This window comes from Frankia sp. CcCS3 (assembly GCF_977927575.1).
The window spans coordinates 1-20,448 of record NZ_CDWRCL010000034.1 but is presented as its reverse complement, the minus strand read 5'-3'; the positions used below and the strand labels follow the sequence as shown (position 1 = coordinate 20,448).

Genomic DNA, 20,448 nt, shown 5'->3' with positions numbered 1-20,448 from the left:
TTGCCGGCACTGTGGGTTGCCGGGACATGCCGACCAGATACCGCAACCTCGTATTTCATTCAGCCTTAACATTCTGGCTGCGTGTTGTCTCCTGTGCTCTGCGTGGGCAGCTGCCAGCCTGTCGGCTGGTCCGGAACGATCGGTATGGGAGGCTGAACGTGGTTCAGATCGACAGGCGCGCACTACTGAGCAGGGGTGCGACGGCCGTGGGCGGGGCGGTAGTGGCGTCGGCTCTGCTACCGGCCCTGGAGAACGCGGCCCTGGCCGCGCCGCCCCCGCCCACCGGCGGGCCCTACACCGGCGGCTACGGTCCGCTCAGCCCGCTGGCTCCCGTCAACGAGCCGGGCGGCACCAAGTACCTCGCGCTGCCGGCCGGATTCAGCTACGTGGCGCTGGCCAAGACCGGCACGCCGCTGGTGAGTGACCCGAACACCCCGAACCCGGTCAACCTCGACGGCATGGGTGCGTTCGGGCTGGCCGGAGGACGGGTGCGACTGATCCGTAACAGCGAGGACCGGTCCCCGGCCGGGTCGGGCTCGGTCAAGGGCCCGGACGGTACGAAGTACGACCCGAAGGCCTTCGGCGGGGTCACGGTTCTCGACTTCGACCCGAAGACCCGCACGATCGTCAACGACTACATCGGCCTGAACGGGACCACGGTCAACTGCGCCGGCGGCCAGGCCTACCGGTACAAGGGCTGGATCACCTGCGAGGAGACTGTCGTCGGCCCGGCGAACGGCTTCGACAAGAAGCACGGCTACGTCTTCCTGGTCCCGGCGGGCGCGGGCACGACCGTCCCATCGGTGCCGCTGACCGCGTTGGGCCGCTTCTCCCACGAGGCGGTCGCGGTCGACCAGCGCATCGGTGTGGTGTACCTGACCGAGGACTCCGGCTCCGGCCGCGGCTCGGGATTCTACCGGTTCATCCCCAAAGACCCGGACAAGTTGGAGAAGGGCGGGCTGCTGCAGATTCTGGCGGTCACGGGCAGGCCGCAGGTCGACCTGCGGGAAGGGCAGCGGCGCGGGGTGTGGCTGCCGGTAGAGTGGGTCGACATCGACAACCCCGACCCGGACCCGATCGTCGAGGCCGAGAAACCGAACCCGACCAGTGTGTTCGCGCAGGGCTGGGCCGGCGGCGCGGCGAAGTTCAACCGGCTGGAAGGCATCTGGGCAGCAGATTATTCGATCTTCTTCGCCTCCACCAGCGGCGGGGACGTCAAGAACGGCGACGTCAACTCCGACGGTTTCGCGGAAGGCTACGGCCAGATCTGGCAGTACCAGCCCGCCGCAGGACGGGGCCGCCGCACCAGCGGGAGTCACACCGACGCCGGCCGGCTGCGCCTGGTGTTCGAATCACCCGGCGGATCCGTCCTCGACTCACCCGACAACATCACGATAACTCCACAGGGCAGCCTGTTGCTGTGCGAGGACGACGCCGGCGGTAAAGACGGCGACACCCACCCCCTCGCCCCTGGCATCACCGACGTCAACCGGCTGATCGGCCTCACCCAGGACGGGAAGGCCTTCGAGTTCGCGGTGAACTGCTTCAGCGACTCCGAATGGGCCGGCGCCTGCTTCAGCCCGGACGGCCAGACACTGTTCGCGAACGTCTTCGGCGCCTCCGAGGTGGGCAGCGGTTTCACCGCGGCCATCACCGGACCGTGGCGCCGCGGCGTCCTGTAACACGGCGGTCAGGAGCGCGGACCGCGGCACGGTGCGAGCCGTCGGCGGTGTCGTCTCCCGGGGAGAGCAGCGCCTGGCGTGGCGCCCCGGGGGACGGCACCGGGCCATGGCTTCTCATCGCCGCGATGTGAGCTGGATTCGCGTCCCATGCGAGCGCAGTCGTGCGACATCTCACACTGACTTTCGCCATCCCGAGCATCGGGTGACCATGTGACACATCACATCGAGGTCGTGGACGGTTCCCATCGGCGGCCCGATGCCGCCGCCTAGCGGCGGAGAGGAGTCACATGGTTGCGACGGAAACCTGGTCCATCAGCGAGCTGATCGATACGGTTCGTTATCCTCTCACCGAACCTTCGAGCCGCGCCTGGCGGGACATCGTCTCGTGGGCCCGGGAAGAACTGCGCACTCGCGGGTGCTGTGTCCTCCCGGGATTCGTCCGGCCCACCGCGTTCGCACAGGAGTGCGCCACCGTCGCTCCGCTCGCGTATGATGAGGTCGAGACGGTCAACGCCTACAACATCGCGGTCGACTCGTCGTTGCCGGCCGATCATCCGGGCCGGTTCACGATGCGGCGAGGGAATGCCTTCGTCGCCCGCGACCAGATTCCCACCGAATTCGCCGTCCACCGGCTCTACACCAGCGAGCTCTTCCAGCATTTCATCGCCGGCTGCTTCGACCTGCCGAGAGTCCACGAACTCGCCGACCCGCTGGCCGGGCTGTGCCTCAACGTCATCGCCCCCGGGCTGGAGCACCCCTGGCACTTCGACACGAACGAATTCGCGGTGAGCCTGCTCACGCAGGCGCCGCGGGCCGGGGGCGACTTCGAGTACTGCCCGAACATCAGGTCCGCGCAGGCGGAGAACTTCGCCGGCGTGCGGGCCGTGCTGGCGGGCGAGGGCGGCCATCTGGTCCGGCGTCTCACCGTCCGGCCTGGTGATCTCCAGCTTTTCCTGGGCCGCTATTCGATGCACCGGGTGAGCCCGGTCGAGGGCGACACGGCCCGGCATTCCGCAATCTTCGCCTACACCGGGCACCCCGAGGTCGTCGGCAGTGTCGCGCGCACGAAGCAGCTCTTCGGCCGGGTCCTCCCGCGGCACCTGGCTGCGGAGAAGAGCGCGGTCCGCGTCGACCAACTGCTGGACTAGCTGGACCAGAATGCGGTCGGCAAGCTGCGTCAGCACCGGCCCATCTGCCCCGACCGCCCGTCACAAGGAGCGCCAGACGCGTGTATTCCGACGACAGCAGATATTCTGCCGAGACCATCGACTCCGACGGAACCACGAATTCCTCCGAGGCCGCGTACTCCACCGGGACGACGCGGTTCGACGACAGCGGGAAGATCTCGCTCGACCACATCTACACGCAGCCCGACCCACACGCCTACTTCAGTACCCTGCGGAAACTCGACTACTGTATCCCGCAGCTCGCCAAACCGTACTTCAGCCAGCTCATCCGGGAATTCCGGATGGTTCGGGGACGACCGCCGACGGTCCTGGACGTGGGCTGCTCCTACGGGATCAACGCCGCGCTGCTCCGCTGTGACGTGACGTTGGACGACTTGCACGAGGGCTACGCACCGCCCGGGACGCGGCCGACCCGGGACCTGCTGCTCGCCCGTGACCGCGAGCTCGTCCGGTCCCGCGACGGGCTGGAGGCGAGCCAGTTCCTCGGCCTGGACAGCTCGGGGCCGGCCCTCTCCTACGCGCTCGCGGCCGGGTTCCTCGATGCCGCCGTGCACGCCAACCTGGAGGACCGTGACCCGACCGACGCCGAACGGGAGCGGCTCGCCGGAACGGACATCGTCGTCTCGACGGGCTGCCTCGGGTACGTCACCGAGCGAACCATCGCCCGGGTGGCCCGCGCGGCCGGTGAGCGCAGGCCGTGGATGGCCCACTTCGTGCTGCGGATGTTCCCGTTCGAACCGGTCGAGGCGACGCTCACGAGGCTCGGGTATGAGACCGTGCACGTCGACCGCGTCTTCCGGCAGCGGCGCTTCGCCTCCGCCGAGGAGCAGTCGCTCGTGCTCGACACGCTGTCCACCGTCGGCGTCGATCCACGGGGGCTGGAGGCCGAGGGCTGGCTGTACGCCCAACTGCACATCTCCCGGCCGCGCGGGGTGACCAGTCCCTCGACCACTCACCCCGCCTCCGGCCGGCGACCGGCGGCGACACCCACCCGGCCGGTTCCGCCGGGATAACGGGCGACCGGTGCCGGCGGTGCCCCCCCGTACGGCTGGTAGGTCGAGGGCGACCCGGCCATCATACGAGTCGGATGAACCGTACGAGCCGAATGTCCGATGGAACGCCCGCCACCCATGGAAGCTCGGCGACCATGGACCCAACGCAGCCCGTGGCGTTCACCATGGCCGTGTCCCCGAGACGAGTTCCCCGAGACAACCCGAGGCCCAGCATGAATGCGATCAGTAGCTCCCAGCGGTCCACCGGAACCTTCGCGAACGACGATCTGCTGCCCCGGGTGCCGTTGCCCACGCTGGCGGAGAGCTGCGAGCGTTTCCTTGCCTGGTCCGCGCCGCTGCTGACCCCGGCCGAGCGGGCGACGACCGAGGCGGCCGTCGCGGCCTTCCAGGCACCGGGCGGCCCCGGCCCCACCCTGCATGCGGCGCTGGATCGCTACGAAGCCACCGAGGGCATACACAGCTGGCTGGACGGCTTCTGGGACTCCCGCTACCTCGGCCGGCGCGACCGCATCGCGCTCAACGCGAACTACATCTTCCTGTTCAAGGACGCCGAGGGTCTGTCCGCCGAGCAGCCGCAGGTGGAGCGGGCCGCCGGGCTCGTGGCGGCAGCCGTCGACTACAAGCTGCGCCTCGACGACGAGCGGGTCGAGCCGGTCGTCCAGCGCGGCCAGACGCTGTCGATGGCGCAGAACACGTTCCTGTTCTCCACGACCCGGATCCCGGGAGCGGCCCAGGACACCGTGCGCACCCCGTACAGCGAGCGGTGGCCCGGGCCGTCCCAGGCCCGCCACATCGTCGTTTTCCACCGGGGAAACATCGTCCGGCTGGACGTCGTCGGGCCGGACGGTCACCCGTACACCCTGGACGACCTCGCGGCGGGCCTGCGCGCCGTGGTGAAGGCCGCCGCGTCGCGGGTTCCGGCGGACGCCGCCGTCGGCCAGCTCACCACCAAGGCCCGGGCCGACTGGGCCGCGAGCCGCCAGGCGCTGCTCACTCTGGACCCCGCCAACGCGGCCGCGCTCGACACGATCGAGACCGCGCTGTTCGCCCTGTGCCTGGAAGACCTCACCCCCGAGGACAACCTGGCCGCGTGTGACCACCTGCTCCACGGCGACAGCGCCAACCGGTGGTTCGACAAGGCGGTGTCACTGATCGTTTTCGCCGACGGCCGGGCGGGCATCAACGTCGAGCACTGTGGGCTGGACGGGACGACGATCCTCAGCTTCGTCGACGACCTGCTGGGTACCTCGCCCGCGGAGCATTCGGCGAGCTCTGGCGCCCGGCCTCAGGGGCTACCCGTCATCGAGCCCGTCGAGTTCGTCCTCGACGCCAGCCTGCGGGCGGACGTAGCCGCCGCCGGCGCGTCGTTCGCGGAGTTCGCCGCGGCGACCGCCTCAACGGTGCTGTCCTTCACCGACTTCGGGCAGAACCGGGCCAAGGCACTGAAGACGTCGCCGGACGCGTTCGTGCAGCTCGCCTACCAGCTGGCGCGCAGCCGGGCCAAGGGGCACATCGGCGCCACCTACGAATCGATCGCCACCCGGCACTGGCGGCGCGGCCGCACGGAGGCGATGCGGGTCGTCACTCCGGAGATCCAGCGGTTCGTGACGATGCTCAACGACCCGGGCACCGACACCGCCACCCGCCGGACCGCGTTCCGCGCCGCCGCCGACGCGCACGTGCGGCGCGCGAAGGACTGCCAGGCCGGGCGGGCCCCCGAGCAGCACCTGTGGGAGCTGCAGTTCATCGCCCGCCGCCAAGGCGCGCGGCTGGGGGTGACCGAACCGATCGCGCTCCACGAGACCCCGGGTTGGCTCAAGGCGCGCGACGACTACCTGAGCACCAGCTCCGCGCCGTCCACCAACGTCGAGTTCTTCGGCTTCGGGTCTACCAGCAGCCAGTGCATCGGCATCGCCTACGTGCTGCTGCCGGACCGGTTCAACCTCTACCTGAGTACGCCGCGCGCAGTCGCGGACGGGATGTACGCGTTCGCCGGCCAGCTCCAGCAGGTCGTCACCGAGCTGCAGGACCTGCTCGCCATCGACGAGACGGGCGACGGGCTGTTCCAGACGGGCTATTCCAGGTAGTCGCGCAGCGCCTGTGAACGCGAGGGATGACGCAACTTCGCCAGGGTCTTCGACTCGATCTGCCGGATCCGCTCCCGGGTCACCCCGAACTCACGGCCGACCTCCTCCAGGGTTCGGCAACGACCGTCGACCAGGCCGAACCGCAGCTGGATGACCTTCCTCTCCCGGTCGGTCAGCGCCGTCAACACAGAGCGAATCTGCTCCCCGAGGACGCTGGCGACGGCTGCCTCGACGGGCTCGACCGCTCCGGTGTCCTCGATGAGATCGCCGAACTGCCCGTCGGACTCCTCCCCGATCGAAGCCTCCAGCGATATCGGCTCACGGGCGATTCCGACGAGTTCCTCGATCCTGTCCACGGAGAGGTCCATGGCGACGGCGATCTCCTCCACGGTCGGCTCGCGGCCGAGCTCGGTGAGCAGCTGCCTGCGCATGCGGACCATCTGGTTGACCCGCTCGACCACGTGCACCGGGAGGCGAATCGTCCGCGCCTGATCGGCGAGGGCACGGGTGATCGCCTGACGCACCCACCACGTGGCATAGGTGGAGAACTTGTAGCCCTTCGTGTAGTCGAACTTCTCGACCGCCCGGATGAGACCGAGATTGCCCTCCTGAATGATGTCCAGGAAGAGCATGCCCCGCCCCACGTAGCGTTTGGCGATCGAGACGACGAGCCGCAGGTTGGCTTCGAGCAGCATCTGGTTGGCGAGCCGACCGTCCCGCTCGACCGCCTCCAGCTCGCGGCAGAGCTGCGGCGACGTCACGACCGAGGGGGACGCCAGCTTCTGAGCGGCGAACAGGCCGGCCTCGATCCGCTTGGCGAGGTCGATCTCCCCCTCGGCGGTGAGCAACCGGGCCCTGCCGATCTGACCGAGGTACATCCGCACTGGATCGTGCAGCGGTGCGGACGCCACCCTGCCCGCCTCAGGGGTGCCGATGCCGCGGTCCGTCAGCTCCATCGGGGGGCTCTCACCATGGTGTCGAACCCAGTCTCATTGTCGAACCTAACCTCATTGCCGAACCTAACCTCAATGATGATGCGGCCCATGCCCCGCTCCTGCCTTGTCCAGGCGTCTGCGAGCGCAGCCACCGACATCAAGGATGCCCTGACCCGGCCGGCAGCCGGTGTCCCGGAAGCGGATCGGATGGCGCACCCACACCTCACTGGATCCGCCACCGGGTACCGCCCTGCCGGGGTGACCGACGTAACAAGGGGATCAGACCGAGGCCCGACTGCTAAACTTGCGGACCATCAGCCTGGCTGCGGAAGATCGCGGACGTAGGCGAGCGAACCGTCTACGGGGCAGGCACATGCCGGAGAATCGCGATCTCATTGCCCGTTTCATGCACCCGCGATCCGGTCCGGTCAACCACCGTTGCCGGGTCCGGTCGGACCAGATCCACCCGAGCGGCCCTAGCCGAGTGTCCCGATCCCATAGAGCTACCATCCTGCTAGCACCCTGGCCGGCTGACACCCTGGTCAGAAGCGACGCGGTGGGCTCGATCGTCGCCCTGCGCGGAAGCGGCGGCATCGCTCGACCGTCCGGCGGCCGGCGCGGGGAGCCGGGGTCGGACCGATGCGGCACGGAGAGGACGGACGGCGGTGGATCAATGAGTCTGGCCACCAACCCCCAACAACAGACGATCATCGAGATTCTCCGCGATCCCTCCGCCGTCCGAGTACCACCCGGCGGAGGGTCGGGTGGGCTGCGGTGACCGGCCCGGAGACATCCGCGCCGGCCACGGCCCAGCACCACGAGTCGCCACGCCCCCGGACGGGACCCGCGCCGGAGGTCACCGCCGCCCTGCCGCCGCGACCGGAACAGTTCGACCGGGAGCGGACCCAGGTCATCCGCGGCCTGCGCGGCCGCCGGGTCCCGGCCGTGGAAGCCTTCGGGACGGCAGTGGACGGGCCGACCCCCGAGGGGCTGCTCCCCCTGTGGGGTCCCGCGACCGGCGAATGGCTCACTCCCCCGATCCGCTGCGGCGAGATCCACCGGGGGCGCGAGGCACCGGCAGTCCCGGATGGCGGGGAACCGGTTGACTACGGGCTGACCATCCTGGACGACGACGGCCCGGCCGGTGGTCACCACCGTGACGAGCGACCGACCCGGGGTTCCAGCCGCTCGCGGGCCATCTGGACACTCGTCGACCAGGTGCTCTCCAGCGGGACGAACGCCGCGATGTCCTTCGTCATCGCCCGCAGCGTCAGCAAATCCGAGTTCGGGGCCTTCGCCGTCGCCTTCGCGATCTTCTCCTTGATGATCGGGTTCTCGAAGGCCGCCGGCACCGCTCCGCTGGGGATGAAGTTCTCCGACGTGCCGCCACGGGTATTTCGGGTGGCCGGTGCGGCGGGGACCGGCACTGCCCTCGTAATCGGGCTGGTCTCCGGGGTCGTGACGCTCGCCGTCGGTGCGGCGATGGGCGGCTCGGTCGGCGCCTCGCTGGTGGCGATGGGACTGGTCTTTCCCACGCTGCTGCTCCAGGACGCCTGGCGGCAGGTCTTCTTCGCCGAGGGTCGCCCGGCCGCCGCCGCCGCCAACGACGGGATCTGGGCGATCGTCCAGTTCGCCGCCATCTACGCGCTGATCGTCCGCGACGTCTCCACCTCGTGGGCGATGCTGCTGGCCTGGGGTGGCGCCGCCGCGGTCGCCGCCATGCTGGGCGTCACGCAGGCCGGCTTCAAGCCGGCGCCGAGCCTCGTGCGCGAGTGGATCGCCGAACACCGCGACGTCAACGGGTACATGAGCGCCGAGTACCTCACCGTCCAGGGCGCCCAGCAGGCATCCACCCTGCTGCTCGGTACGCTGGACGCGATCGACCTGGTCGGCGCGCTGCGCGGGGTGCAGACCCTGCTCGGACCGACGACCATTCTCGCGGTCGGGATCGTGAGCTGGGCCATCCCCGAGTTCTCCCGCCGCAAGGACCTCTCGGCCGCGGCCCGGGTCCGCGCCGCCTACGCCCTGTCCGCGGTGATCGTCGCGGCCGGCGCCGCCTGGGGGACGCTCTTTCTCGTCCTGCCGACGAGCATCGGGCACTCGCTGCTCGGCGAGACCTGGGAGCAGACCCACGACCTGCTGGCGCTGTCCATCGTGCAGCAGGCGGGCTCCGCGGCGACGGTCGGACCGGCCTGCATGCTCTACGCGCTCGGCAAGGCCAAGCTCACCTTCCGCGCGAATGCGGTGCTCGCCCCCCAGCTTGTCGTCTATCCGATCGTCGGTCTGGAGATCGGCGGCGGCACCGGCGCGGTCTGCGGTTACATACTTGCCTTCTGGGTGACCGTCCCCAGCTGGTTCATCCTCGTCCGCCGGGCCGCGCGGGAGGTGGAACGGGACACGGCGATCGCCCTTTCCGGTGAGCCGGCCGGACCGGACGTACAGGGCCGAGTTCCGGAGCGCCCGACCGGGACCGGCAATGATGATGTTTCACGGTAACGTACAGGCTGTGCGCAATATGTTCGGCCGACCGCGTCGAGGCGGCGTCCGAGGCGTCGAGGCTACCGCGATGAGTGCTGCCGGGCCAGGGCCGGTAGGGGGGTTGCGATGATTCTGCGTATTCTTTATCGGTCGGTCGGTTCGGAAAACACGAAGAACCGGCCGGCCTTCTACAGCAAGATGCTTGCGTTGGCCTCTCTCCTCCGGGCCGTCGAGAACGTCGACATCCCGGTACGGATCGTCTTCGTCAATGACGGCCCGATGCCGGCGGAGCGTCTTGCCGTGATGACGTCCGCCGGCGAGGTGCAGTCGGTGCAGTGCGGCAGCAATCGCGCATCCTACCGGTACGTGCTGCGGATGCCGCGGGTCCGGCGCTGGCCGCCGGACGATCTGGTCTGGCTCGCCGAAGATGACTATTTGTACACGGAAAAATCGCTTTCCAGTCTCGTCGCGGCAGCGACCGCGCTCCCCGCGGTCGACTATTTCACCCTTTACAGCACGCTGCGATTCTCCTCGACCACCACCCGCCGCCGGCCAATGGTCCACCGGGACGGCGGCAGCCACTCCCACGCGCCGGTGCTCGACGGCGTGACCTGGGCCAGGGCCGCCGCCACGACCAGCACGTTCGGCCTGCGGGTCGGCACCCTGCTCGAGGACGAACTGCTGCTGCGCTCGATCCCGTTCGTCGGCGGCGCCTTCGACCGCGCGACCTGTCTTACCCTGCAGGGTTTCCAGCCCTTCCGGCTGGCCGAGCTGGGCGGGGAACCGCCTGCGTTCTCCCCGCAGCCCCCCGCCGTGCGGGTCGCTCGTCGGGTGGTGCTGAGCGGGCTGCGCACGACACTCAACGCCGTCGCCCTGGCGCGGCCCGAACGGCTGCGCCGCACGATGCTGGTGCCAGAGCCCTCCATGGCCACGCACATGGAGGTGGGTGAGGCGCTCGTTCCCGGTCACGACTGGGCGGCCGAGGCCGAGGCCGTGCAAGCATGGCTACGGGCCCGGCGGCCCGGCCCGGTGGAGACGCCGCTGCTCGGCGCCACGGCCACGGCCACGGCTTCGGGTACGCAGCGACCCTCCGCCGCGCACGGACCCTCCGCCGTATGAGACCGCGCCTGGCACCGCGAGGGTGGGGGTCTGCCGGCCGCCACACCGTCCGCGCCGCCCACCCGCGGTCACTCCCGCTGCCGCTGCTCCTCCTGCTGATCATCGGCCTGGTCGCCGGCGGGCTCAGCTCCTGCTCGGACAAACCCAAGCCGCCCCAGCCCCAGCCCGGCGGTGTGCACTGGGTCTCCGGCGCCAATGGCAACTTCCCCGCGGACGTCAATCTCTGGTCGGTCTTCACCGGCCGCAAGGTGGACCTGGCCGTCGTCTTCACGGATCGGCAGGACTGGACCAACCTGGTCTCGGCCGGCTGGCCGACGCAGGCCTTCACCCGGGACAAGTTCCCCGGCGGCCTGTCGGTCGCCCAGCCGATGTTCCCCAAGGACGGCGACGAGGCCACCTGCGCGACCGGCGCCTACGACAACTACTGGCGGCAGTTCGGCACCACGCTGACGACGTTCGGCCGCGGCGACGCCTTCGTCCGGCTCGGCTGGGAGTTCAACGGCGACTGGTTCTGGTGGTATCCACGCGACGTCGAGACCTGGAAGACCTGCTACCGCCGCACGGTCCTGGCGATCCGGTCGACCGCGCCGCACGTGCGGATCGACTGGAATATAACCGCACACCGGGATCACCTGCCGGTAAGCGGTCAGGACGTCTGGGACGCCTATCCCGGTGACGACTACATCGACGTGGTCAGCATCGACTCCTACGACTCCTATCCCGCCTCCGTCAGTAAGACGATCTGGGACCGGCAGTGTCATCTGCGATCCGGCCTGTGCACGGTGATCGCCTTCGCCCGCGCCCACGGCAAGAAGTTCGCCGTTCCGGAGTGGGGTCTGGTACGCACGACCGGCGGCGGTGGCGACAACCCCTACTACATCCAGAAGATGTACGAGACCTTCACCGCGAACGCCGACGCCCTGGCCTACGAGGCGTACTTCAACAACGCCGAGGAGGGGAACGTGGAATCCTCGCTGTACAGACCGGTACTGAACCCGAACGCGGCGGAACGCTATCTGGCGCTGTTCGGCGTCCGCTGACCGCGCTCGCCTACTCCTGCTGCGAAGCCGGCGGGCACCGCCCGCTTCGGCGTGCCCGGCCGGCGACAGCGGCAGGCCGGGCACGGGAGAACCATCAGGCCAGGGTGGCCTCAAGATCCTTGCGGATCTCCTCGAGGGTGACGGTCGGCTCGTACCGGCGGACCACTTTTCCGTCCGGGTCGACAAGGAACTTGGTGAAGTTCCACTTGATCTCGTCGGTGCCGATCGCTTCCGGCCGGGTCTTCTTGATGTGCTCGTAGAGGAAACCGGCATCGGGCCCGAAGTCACCGGGCGCCTCGGAACGCAGGTGGGTGTATAGCGAGGCCGCGTCGGGCCCGTTCACATCGATCTTGCTCAGGACCGGGAAGGTGACATCGAACTTCGTGGTGCAGAACTCCTGGATCTCGGCGTCGGTACCCGGCTCCTGTCCGCCGAACTAGTTGCACGGGAAGCCGAGGATCTCCAGGCCGCGGCCGTGCAGATCCCGGTACAGGGACTCCAGCCCCTCGTACTGCGGCGTCAGACCGCATTTGCTGGCAACGTTGACAATCAGCAACGTCTGGCCGGCGTAGTCGCCGAGCGAGCGGGAGGTTCCGTCCGCGGCATCGACGGTGAAGTCATGGACAGTCATGGACACCTGACTCTCGATGAGGGCGAGCTGGGACTTCGCGACCGGTCTCCGGCCGCCGAGCGACTTCGACGCTACCCCCCAGAAGTTTTTATGTCATCGAGTTGGTTGCATAACCCGTCAGCGACGCGAACCGGTGCCTCGCGACCGGGGCCCGGCACCGGGATGGCTGGCGCCCCCGGCCGGGGCCGGTCAGGGCCGACCGAGGTGTCTGCGATGCTCAGGGGATCCGGAACGGATACTCATGGGTCCCGCGACGGCCCCCCGAGACGACGAACAGGAACGTCAGAGATGACCATCGAACCCGAACTGTTGAAGATCCTCGCCTGCCCGGTCGACAAGGGACCGCTGGAGCTCGTCGACGGCTGGCTGGTCAACCCGCGTCTCGGCCATCGCTACGAGATCCGCGGGGACGTTCCGATCCTGCTCAGGCCGGATCACGTCGACCCGGCCGTGGCGCGCTCCTCGTCCTGATCCGGCCGAGGACCTCCCTCTGCCCGGGCTGAGCTTCTACCCGGGGCTGGGCTCCCGCCGGGTCTGGGACGGGCAGGAGAAAGGATCGGAAATCGGTCGGGGCCCGGGGAGAAGATCCCCGGGCCCCGACCGTCGGTGACGGGAGTCGGCTACTCCCGACCGAACTGCTCACGCAGCCGACGCAGCGCCTCTTCGTCGATCGCCGAGGAAGGCTGCTCGGACTGGGAGGTGTAGGAGGAAGGAGCCGCCGCGGCGGCGTCGGCCTCCTGCGCGGCCCGGATCTGGGCCTGGTGCGCCTCGAAGCGGGCCTGGGCCTCGGCGTATTGCCGCTCCCATTCCGCCTGCTGCTCCTCGTAACCTTCGAGCCATTCCCCGGTCTCGGGGTCGAAGCCTTCGGGGTAGACGTAGTTACCCTGCTCGTCGTACTTGGCTTCCATGCCGTACTGGCTCGGGTCGAACGCCTCGCCGTCGGCAGCCAGCCCTCCCGCCTCGTTCGCCTGCTTGAGCGACAGGCTGATGCGGCGGCGGTCGAGGTCGATGTCGATGACCTTCACCAGAATCTCGTCGCCGACGTTCACGACCTGCTCGGGGATCTCCACGTGCCGCTCGGCCAGCTCGGAGATGTGGACCAGACCCTCGATGCCCTCGTCCACCCGGACGAACGCACCGAACGGCACCAGCTTCGTGACCCGGCCCGGGACGACCTGACCGATCGCGTGGGTCCGGGCGAACTGACGCCACGGGTCTTCCTGCGTCGCCTTCAGCGACAGCGAGACCCGCTCGCGGTCCAGGTCGACGTCGAGGACCTCGACGGTGACCTCCTGGCCGACCTCGACCACCTCGGACGGGTGGTCGATGTGCTTCCAGGACAGCTCGGAGACGTGCACGAGGCCGTCCACACCGCCGAGGTCCACGAAGGCACCGAAGTTGACGATGGAGCTGACCACGCCCTTGCGGATCTGGCCCTTGGCCAGCTGGGCGAGGAACTCGGAACGGACTTCGCTCTGGGTCTGCTCGAGCCAGGCCCGCCGCGAGAGCACGACGTTGTTGCGGTTCTTGTCCAGCTCGATGATCTTGGCTTCAAGCTCGCGGCCCACGTAGGGCTGCAGATCGCGGACCCGGCGCATCTCCACGAGCGAAGCCGGCAGGAAGCCGCGCAGGCCGATGTCGAGGATGAGACCACCCTTGACGACCTCGATCACGGTGCCGGTGACGACGCCGTCCTCGTCCTTGAGCTTCTCGATCGTGCCCCAGGCGCGCTCGTACTGCGCACGCTTCTTGGACAGGATCAGGCGGCCTTCCTTGTCCTCCTTCTGGAGGACAAGGGCCTCGACGTGGTCGCCGACACTGACGACCTCGTGCGGGTCGACGTCGTGCTTGATCGACAGTTCCCGGGACGGGATCACACCCTCGGTCTTGTAGCCGATGTCGAGCAGCACCTCGTCGCGGTCGACCTTGACGATGACGCCGTCAACGATGTCGCCATCGTTGAAGAACTTGATCGTCTTGTCGACGGCCGCTAGGAAGTCTTCGGCCGAGCCGATGTCGTTGACCGCTACCTGTGGTGTGGTCGGGCTGGGCGAGATGGTCACGGTCTCCACGGGTCGTACGTCGGTGGTGCTCGTCAAGGGGTCGGCTCCGGCTAGGGGTGGTCGTCCGCGCGAGGGCCGGATCGAACCGCCGGGACCGAGGGACAGAAACAACGCCAAAAACGAAGAAACTGTCAGGAACGATAACGACGCTCGAGTGGATCCGCTCGGTCTGAGACCCACGGACCCTCGTGCACGTCCCCAAGTCTAGGGACGGGTGTCCAGGGTGGTCAACGGGCGCCCGCACCAAGACGCGCGCCGTCCGCCATCATCCTCACTCTGCGTAGAGTAATGACGTCCATATGTAGTTTTAGGTGGCGGCACGGCGCCGCGGTAGGCGGGACAACACCGTCCCGCGGATCGTCCCGGCACACGGGTGGGAACGTGTACGGACGGGACGTGACAGAGACGAACGGCGCAGATCGGTTGAAAAGCGGATAAATGGGTAAGTTCGTGGCGTCCGATTCCCGACACCCGCCGACGGCATGGCCTCGCGGCCCGACGCCCGGTCATTCCCGGGTCAGCGCCGACTCGCCGACCCCCCGCGCTCGGATCCCCCCCCCCCCGCTCGGGCCCCCCGCGCTCGGCCGGCTGTGCCCCGGGCTCACCGGGCTGCGGCGCGGGCTCCGGCCCGAGCCATTCCAAACCGTCGAACTCGACCCGGGGCCGCTTCCACCCGGCGCGCGGCGCCCGTCCATCCGGCACGCCGGGCAGGTCGGGATCGAGGGACCGGACCGGGGGGAACGGGTCTCGCACGTCCCGGTCCGTCATGTTCCGCAGCGGCATGATGCCTGACGCGAGTGGCACCGTCGGGCCATCGACGGGCTTCCCGATCACCTCGACCTCGCCCGGCGATCCGCCGGCCCCGCTCACGAGGCCGCCCTCCCCGCCCCTCGCCGCCCCTTCGAAGCGCCTCGCCACCCATCTGTCGACCCGCCGGGCCCACTCCCGGGAAAGGGTGATGCAGGGACGCTCGATCAAAAAGTGCGTCACGGTGGAGACCCCGACGGTCAGGGTAAGGACCACCAGGAGAAACGGCAGGTAGGGGATCTTCCACAGCCGCCAGCCACTGTGCTCCAGCACCAGGTCGATGACGGCCGAGTGCCACAGATAGATGCCGTACGAGATCGCTCCGAGGAAGGCCAGCGGACGGCTGGCCAGCAGCGGCCGCACCCAGCCGCGGTCGCTGCGGCCGAACACCGCCGGGAGCAGCAGGAAGAAGCCGAACAACCCGTAGCCCAGGTGCTTGCCTATGTCCTGGCTCCGCGTGGCTTCAAAGATCGGCACGAGCGGCAGGCCGAGATGCCTGCTCGACACCCAGTAGAAGAACGCGGCGATGCCCCAGCACACCGTGCCCGAGCCGGGCAGCTCGGCCCAGCGCGGCGACCTGCCCTGCCGGGAGTACCAGGCCGAGAGCACGGCGAGCAGCATGCCCATGGCGAACAGGTCCCACCAGACCGGCAGCCAGACGTTCCAGCCGTTCATCCAGGTCTGCGTGGACGGGATCACCAGATAATGGACGATCTTGGCTGCGGCGAACGTGACCGCGAGCGCGGCGAGTTCCACGCGTAACTGGGCGGCGGGCGGGCGGTCCCGCCGCCGCAGCAGCCACGCGTATACCGGTATCGCCAGGTAGAACGCCGCCTCGACGTCCAGGGTCCAGGCCTGGGTGAGGCCCTGGATCGCCCAGTGCTCCTGATAACCCTGGACGAAGAATGCCGTCTGGAACAGACCGGCCAGGCCGTGCACGCCGACCCGCTTACTGCTGACCACGGTCAGGGTGACGGCGAGCGCCACCCAGTACAGCGGGACGATCCGCATGAACCGCCGGACCAGGTAGCCGGCGGCGTCCGAGCCGCGGAGGCCGGCGAACCGGGCGGCGACGAACGGGCGGTAGAGCAGAAACCCCGAGATCAGGAAGAAGACCGCGACACCGATCTCACTCCGGGCGGTGTAGGGGCCCAGCCGGCTGCTGGTGGTGAAACCGGCGGGAAACGCGGTGTGCACGACGACCACGAGAATCGCCGCGATCGCGCGCAGGCCGTCGAAGCCGCCGAAGACGACCTTGGGTGGACGGACCGGCGCGGGAGTGCGCGGTTCGGGGATGGAAGCGGTGCCGGCCGGGCCGGCGGCTGCGCCGGAATCGGCTGCGGCCGTAAGAGAAAGGGCGGGTCCATTCACCGACCGAGCGCCCGGAGATCAGCAAGGTCCGGCACCCTGGCAACGTACCAGTCCGGTATACGCGACCACGTCGGCACCCCGAGCGAACCCCCCCTTTCTACCCGGCCGGCCGGTCCGCGAACCTACCGCGACACCCGAGTCACTACGCGACGCCCGAGCCACTGCGCGGCGGCCGTGATCGCGACGGCGGCGAGCAGCACGATCGCGGGCTCCGCGGCGGCCCGGAACCGGGTCGTCCCATAGATCGCGACCGAGGCGAGGCTCAGCGCGATCGGCACGGCGAGCAGTGGCAGCAGCACGACCCGGCGGCGGCGCAGCACCACGACCCCGGCGAGCGCCGCGATCTCCAACGGCCACAGCGTGACCATCCCGACCTTACTGAGGACCAGGGGGCGCAGCTCGATGGTGTCCAGCCGGGCCTGCTGCCAGGGACGGTAGACCCCCCATGTCCGACCAAGCCGCGCCGCGGCCACCCGGGGCAGGCTGCGCTCGTTGTGTTTGATGTAGTCGTACGCGGCCCGGCGGTAGAACACGTCCCGTTCGGAGCGTTCCTGGGGCGAGGGTGGCAACGCCAGGATGCAGTCGAACGACCACCAGCCGACGTACCGGCCGGAGTAGCTGGCCGGGCAGTGGGTGACCGCCAGGGTGGAGCCGAGCCCGGTGGACAGGTATTCCGGCTCACTGAACCGGGACAGGTTGTAGATCGTCCAGGGCGCGATCGTGAGCGCGCTCACCGCCGCCGCGACGGCCACCAGGGCGATCCGGCGCCGCCAGGCGAGTTCACGGGCCGTCGCGACGAGTGGCACCACCAGCACCACGGCGAGCAGCGCCAGTTCCGCTCGCGCGAGCATCACCGCCGCGAGGGCCACTCCGAGCCAGGCGGCGTCGGCGGCTCCCCGCCGGTCTCGGAACCGGTAGGCGGCAAGGGTGATCCACGCGCAGGTGAGGATCCCGGTCGTCTCCGACATCAACAGCGGGTCGTTGAGCCACATGCCCGGATAGACAGCGGCGATCCCGGCCGCCACCAGTCCGGTCACGGGGCCGGCGATCCGCCGCCCGGCGAGGGCGACGAGCACGATCGACAGCACGCCGAGCAGGCACAAGAACAGCTGGTGGGACAGGAAGCTGGTGAATCCGAGCACCGACGGCACGGCCAGCAGCACGCTGGTCAGCGGGGGGTGCTGGGCGTCGGGGACGTAGCGGCCGGACAGGGCGAGTTCGTAGGGGTCGGGCCAGCCCCGGCCGTCGGCGAAGAGGTTCGCCGCCTCGTGGTAGTAGTACGGGTCTCCCTGCACGACCGCCGGATGCAGCCAGTGGAACAGGTAGAACAGGCGGACGGCGAGACCGAGCAGCCCGATCGCGGCCAGCCACAGGTGCCAGCGCACGGGCCGCGCCCGCCCCAGCACCACGGAGAATCCCGACATCACGGGGAATCCCGGCGTGGGGTGGCCCGCGGGCACCGCCGGCGCCGGGGCCACCATCCGGGGGAGCCCCGCCGTGGTCTCAGACACACGCGGAAGGTACCAATGTCCCGATAGCGGCTCGACACCGCGTCCGCCGCGACAGCGGTGAGCACACCGTGCGTGCGTCCTCCCACGCCGCTGCGATTAGCCTTGCCTGTCGTATGTCCTGGCGAGGTCGCAGCCGACGCAACCCCCGGCGACGAGGAGGGAACGAGGCTGACCAGCAACGACGCCGACACCTTCCCGCTCGCCTCCGGTGGGCGCCACCGCCGGGTGGCACCCGGGCCGGAGCCCACCGACACCACCCCGATCAATACCCGCCTGGGCGGGACGCGACCGGCGCCCGGGGCCACCCGGAGACCGGCTGGACCTCCCCGCCGGTCTCCCGGGACGGCGACGGCGCCCGGGGCGAGAACCCGGGCCGGCACCCGGCCGCGGACCGGCACGCGCGAGGCGACGGGGCCGCAGCGGGTCGAGGAGGATCTCGACGCCACCGGGCCCGTGCTCGCGCCGCTCGGGCGCTCCCCCGCGCTCGACGGCCTGCGCGCGCTCGCGGTCACGGCCGTCATCGCGTATCACGCCGGCGTCTCCTGGATGCCCGGCGGCCTGCTCGGCGTCGACACCTTCTTCGTCCTCTCCGGGTTCCTCATCACCGGCCTACTGATCGCCGAGTACCGCTACAACCGGCGCATCGACCTTCGCACCTTCTGGATCCGCCGGTCTCGCCGCCTGATGCCGGCGCTGCTGCTGCTCCTGCTCGGGGTGGCGGCCTACGCCCGCTGGATCGCCTCCCCCGGCGACGTGGGAACCCTGCGGCTGGATGCGCTCTCCACGCTGCTCTATGTCGCAAACTGGCGTTTCGCGCTGTCCGACCAGAGCTACTTCGACCACTTCTCGGCTCCGTCGCCGCTGCTGCACACCTGGTCGCTGTCCGTTGAGGAGCAGTTCTACGTCCTGTGGCCGCTGATCGTTTACCTGCTGATGCGGCACAGCGCGAAGACTGTGGACCGCTGGCGCCGGCAACGCCAGAAGGCCCAGTCGCTCGCGCTCACGGTCGCGGTCCTCGGCGCCGAGGCCTCCGCCCTGGTGGGCCTCGCCCTGCTCGTGGTCGGGACGGACCCCTCCCGGATCTACTACGGCACCGACAGCCGCGCCCAGGCCCTGCTGGCCGGGGCCGCCCTCGCCGTCTGGCGGGCCCAGCGGACGACCCCGATCTCCGCCCGGGCCCGGTCGGTCATGTCGGTCGTCGGCTGTGTCGCCACGGCTGCGATGATCCTCATCTGGACAACGGTGAGCGGGGAGAGCCGCGGACTCTACGCCGGCGGCTTCCTCGGGGTCGCGATCATCGTGATGCTGCTGGTCGCCTCGCTCGTGGAGGCGCCCCGGGGCCCGGTGGCGAGGGTGCTGGCCACCGCCCCGCTGACCTTCGTCGGCCGCATCTCGTACGGCCTGTACCTGTGGCACTGGCCGATCTTCCTCACGCTGACGGCCACCCGCACCGGGACGAGCGGCCTGGTCCTGCTGGGGCTCCGCCTCGCCGCCACGCTGGCAATCACCCTGGCCTCATTCCACCTCGTGGAGAACCCGATCCGGCGGGGCAAAGTACGCTTCCCCGTCCCGCGGGTGACGGTGCCCGCCGCCCTGGGCGGAGTGCTCGCGGTGATCCTGCTGGCGACCGCCGGGACGTCGGCGTCGGTGCGCACTCCCGCGGACCTGGAGGCGTTGGCGCGGCAGGCGGCGACCTCCCCACAACCGGCCGTCGCTGTCAAGGCCGGCGGGAACGCCCCGATCAAGGTCCTGCTAGGCGGCGACTCGGTGGCTCTCACCCTGGGGTTCAGCGACTTCTCCTCGAGGGCCGCCCAGCAGGGTATGGAGATCCACGACTTCTCCAAGGTGGGGTGCGGCGTCGCCCGGGGGGTGCAGCGGCGCATCCTCGGCAGCGCCGGTCCCACCACCGACGGATGCGACCAGTGGCCGCAGCGGTTCGCCCAACGGGTGAACGAGGTCAACCCCGCGCTCGCGATCCTGCTGGTCGGTCGCTGGGAGATCACCGACCAGGTGCGGGACGGCCGGTGGACGCACATCGGCGATCCGGGGTTCGACGCCTACCTCGGCCGGGAACTCGACCTCGCCATCGACACACTCGGCGCCAAGGGTGCCAAGGTGGTGCTCCTGACGACCCCGGTGTTCAAGCCGACCGAGGCGCCGAACGGCGGCATCTACCCGGAGACGAAGGCCGAACGGGTGGTGCGGTTCAACGCGCTGCTGCGGGCCGCGGCGGCCCGCCATCCCGGCGTCACCGTGATCGACATCGCGTCGATTCTCACTCCGGGTGACAAGTACGTCGACGAACTGGACGGTGTCCGGCTACGCGACGACGACGGTGTGCACATCTCCAATGGCGGTGCCCGACGGATCGGTGCCGCGATCATTCCCCAGCTTCTCCGGATCGCCCGGGGACCAGCGGCCGCCGCACCCGCGCCGACCACGCCGACCACGGGAGCGGGACCCGGCTGACCCACCCGCTTTACCCGACGCTAACCTTCCGCCCAGTACCGGGCGGTCTACAGGA

Annotated in this window: 13 protein-coding genes and 1 pseudogene; 9 read left to right on the top strand and 5 right to left on the bottom strand. The window is 69.6% G+C overall.

Translation table 11 applies throughout. From position 1 onward, the window contains the following. The first annotated feature begins 158 nt into the window (after positions 1 to 158). The 4 genes from AC08OQ_RS05445 (at position 159) to AC08OQ_RS05430 (ending at position 5,969) form a co-directional block, all read left to right on the top strand. Complete coding sequence (locus AC08OQ_RS05445; protein ID WP_476604415.1) at positions 159 to 1,682, top strand: alkaline phosphatase PhoX; 1,524 nt, start codon at positions 159 to 161, stop codon at positions 1,680 to 1,682. 287 nt (positions 1,683 to 1,969) lie between these two features. Then, positions 1,970 to 2,830 (top strand): HalD/BesD family halogenase, encoded by an 861-nt coding sequence (locus tag AC08OQ_RS05440; RefSeq protein WP_462203168.1) that lies wholly within the window; start codon positions 1,970 to 1,972, stop codon positions 2,828 to 2,830. Positions 2,831 to 2,910: 80 nt separating this feature from the next. Continuing rightward, positions 2,911 to 3,882 carry a class I SAM-dependent methyltransferase gene (locus AC08OQ_RS05435; RefSeq protein ID WP_476599303.1) on the top strand — a complete coding sequence of 324 codons (972 nt, stop codon included), beginning with the start codon at positions 2,911 to 2,913 and terminating at the stop codon, positions 3,880 to 3,882. Positions 3,883 to 4,094: 212 nt separating this feature from the next. Next, positions 4,095 to 5,969, top strand: a complete 1,875-nt coding sequence (locus AC08OQ_RS05430; RefSeq protein WP_476599301.1) for a choline/carnitine O-acyltransferase — start codon at positions 4,095 to 4,097, stop codon at positions 5,967 to 5,969. Here AC08OQ_RS05430 and rpoD read toward each other — a convergent pair. After that, positions 5,957 to 6,925, bottom strand: a complete 969-nt coding sequence (gene rpoD, locus AC08OQ_RS05425; protein ID WP_462185825.1) for an RNA polymerase sigma factor RpoD — start codon at positions 6,923 to 6,925, stop codon at positions 5,957 to 5,959. The genes AC08OQ_RS05430 and rpoD overlap by 13 nt on opposite strands. Positions 6,926 to 7,678: 753 nt before the next feature. On the opposite strand from rpoD, the gene AC08OQ_RS05420 reads away from it, so the two are divergent. The 3 genes from AC08OQ_RS05420 to AC08OQ_RS05410 all read left to right on the top strand — a co-directional run bounded on the left by AC08OQ_RS05420 (position 7,679) and on the right by AC08OQ_RS05410 (position 11,541). After that, the gene (locus AC08OQ_RS05420; RefSeq protein ID WP_476599299.1) at positions 7,679 to 9,400 is read left to right on the top strand and encodes a hypothetical protein; all 1,722 of its coding nucleotides are present in this window, start codon (positions 7,679 to 7,681) and stop codon (positions 9,398 to 9,400) included. 108 nt (positions 9,401 to 9,508) lie between these two features. Further along, positions 9,509 to 10,501, top strand: a complete 993-nt coding sequence (locus AC08OQ_RS05415; protein WP_476604414.1) for a hypothetical protein — start codon at positions 9,509 to 9,511, stop codon at positions 10,499 to 10,501. Then, complete coding sequence (locus AC08OQ_RS05410) at positions 10,498 to 11,541, top strand: glycoside hydrolase family 26 protein (RefSeq protein WP_476599297.1); 1,044 nt, start codon at positions 10,498 to 10,500, stop codon at positions 11,539 to 11,541. Before AC08OQ_RS05415 ends, AC08OQ_RS05410 begins: the two co-directional genes overlap by 4 nt. Positions 11,542 to 11,635: 94 nt before the next feature. On the opposite strand, the pseudogene AC08OQ_RS05405 reads toward AC08OQ_RS05410, so the two are convergent. Beyond that, a pseudogene (locus AC08OQ_RS05405) lies at positions 11,636 to 12,172 on the bottom strand (glutathione peroxidase). 288 nt (positions 12,173 to 12,460) lie between these two features. Here AC08OQ_RS05405 and AC08OQ_RS05400 point away from each other — a divergent pair. Next, entirely contained in the window at positions 12,461 to 12,643 is a 183-nt protein-coding gene (locus tag AC08OQ_RS05400) for a Trm112 family protein (protein ID WP_462185829.1), read from the top strand. Between the two features lie 149 nt (positions 12,644 to 12,792). Here the strand turns inward: AC08OQ_RS05400 and rpsA are convergent, their stop codons facing one another. From rpsA to AC08OQ_RS05385, 3 genes are all read right to left on the bottom strand, one after another. Continuing rightward, positions 12,793 to 14,271 carry a 30S ribosomal protein S1 gene (rpsA, locus tag AC08OQ_RS05395; RefSeq protein WP_462185830.1) on the bottom strand — a complete coding sequence of 493 codons (1,479 nt, stop codon included), beginning with the start codon at positions 14,269 to 14,271 and terminating at the stop codon, positions 12,793 to 12,795. Between the two features lie 168 nt (positions 14,272 to 14,439). Next, positions 14,440 to 16,413, bottom strand: coding sequence for an acyltransferase family protein (locus tag AC08OQ_RS05390; protein WP_476611926.1), 1,974 nt, complete (start codon positions 16,411 to 16,413; stop codon positions 14,440 to 14,442). Between the two features lie 122 nt (positions 16,414 to 16,535). Beyond that, complete coding sequence (locus AC08OQ_RS05385) at positions 16,536 to 17,837, bottom strand: glycosyltransferase family 39 protein (RefSeq protein ID WP_476602157.1); 1,302 nt, start codon at positions 17,835 to 17,837, stop codon at positions 16,536 to 16,538. Between the two features lie 189 nt (positions 17,838 to 18,026). On the opposite strand from AC08OQ_RS05385, the gene AC08OQ_RS05380 reads away from it, so the two are divergent. Further along, positions 18,027 to 20,393, top strand: a complete 2,367-nt coding sequence (locus tag AC08OQ_RS05380) for a DUF459 domain-containing protein (RefSeq protein WP_476602156.1) — start codon at positions 18,027 to 18,029, stop codon at positions 20,391 to 20,393. The last annotated feature ends 55 nt before the right edge of the window (positions 20,394 to 20,448 follow it).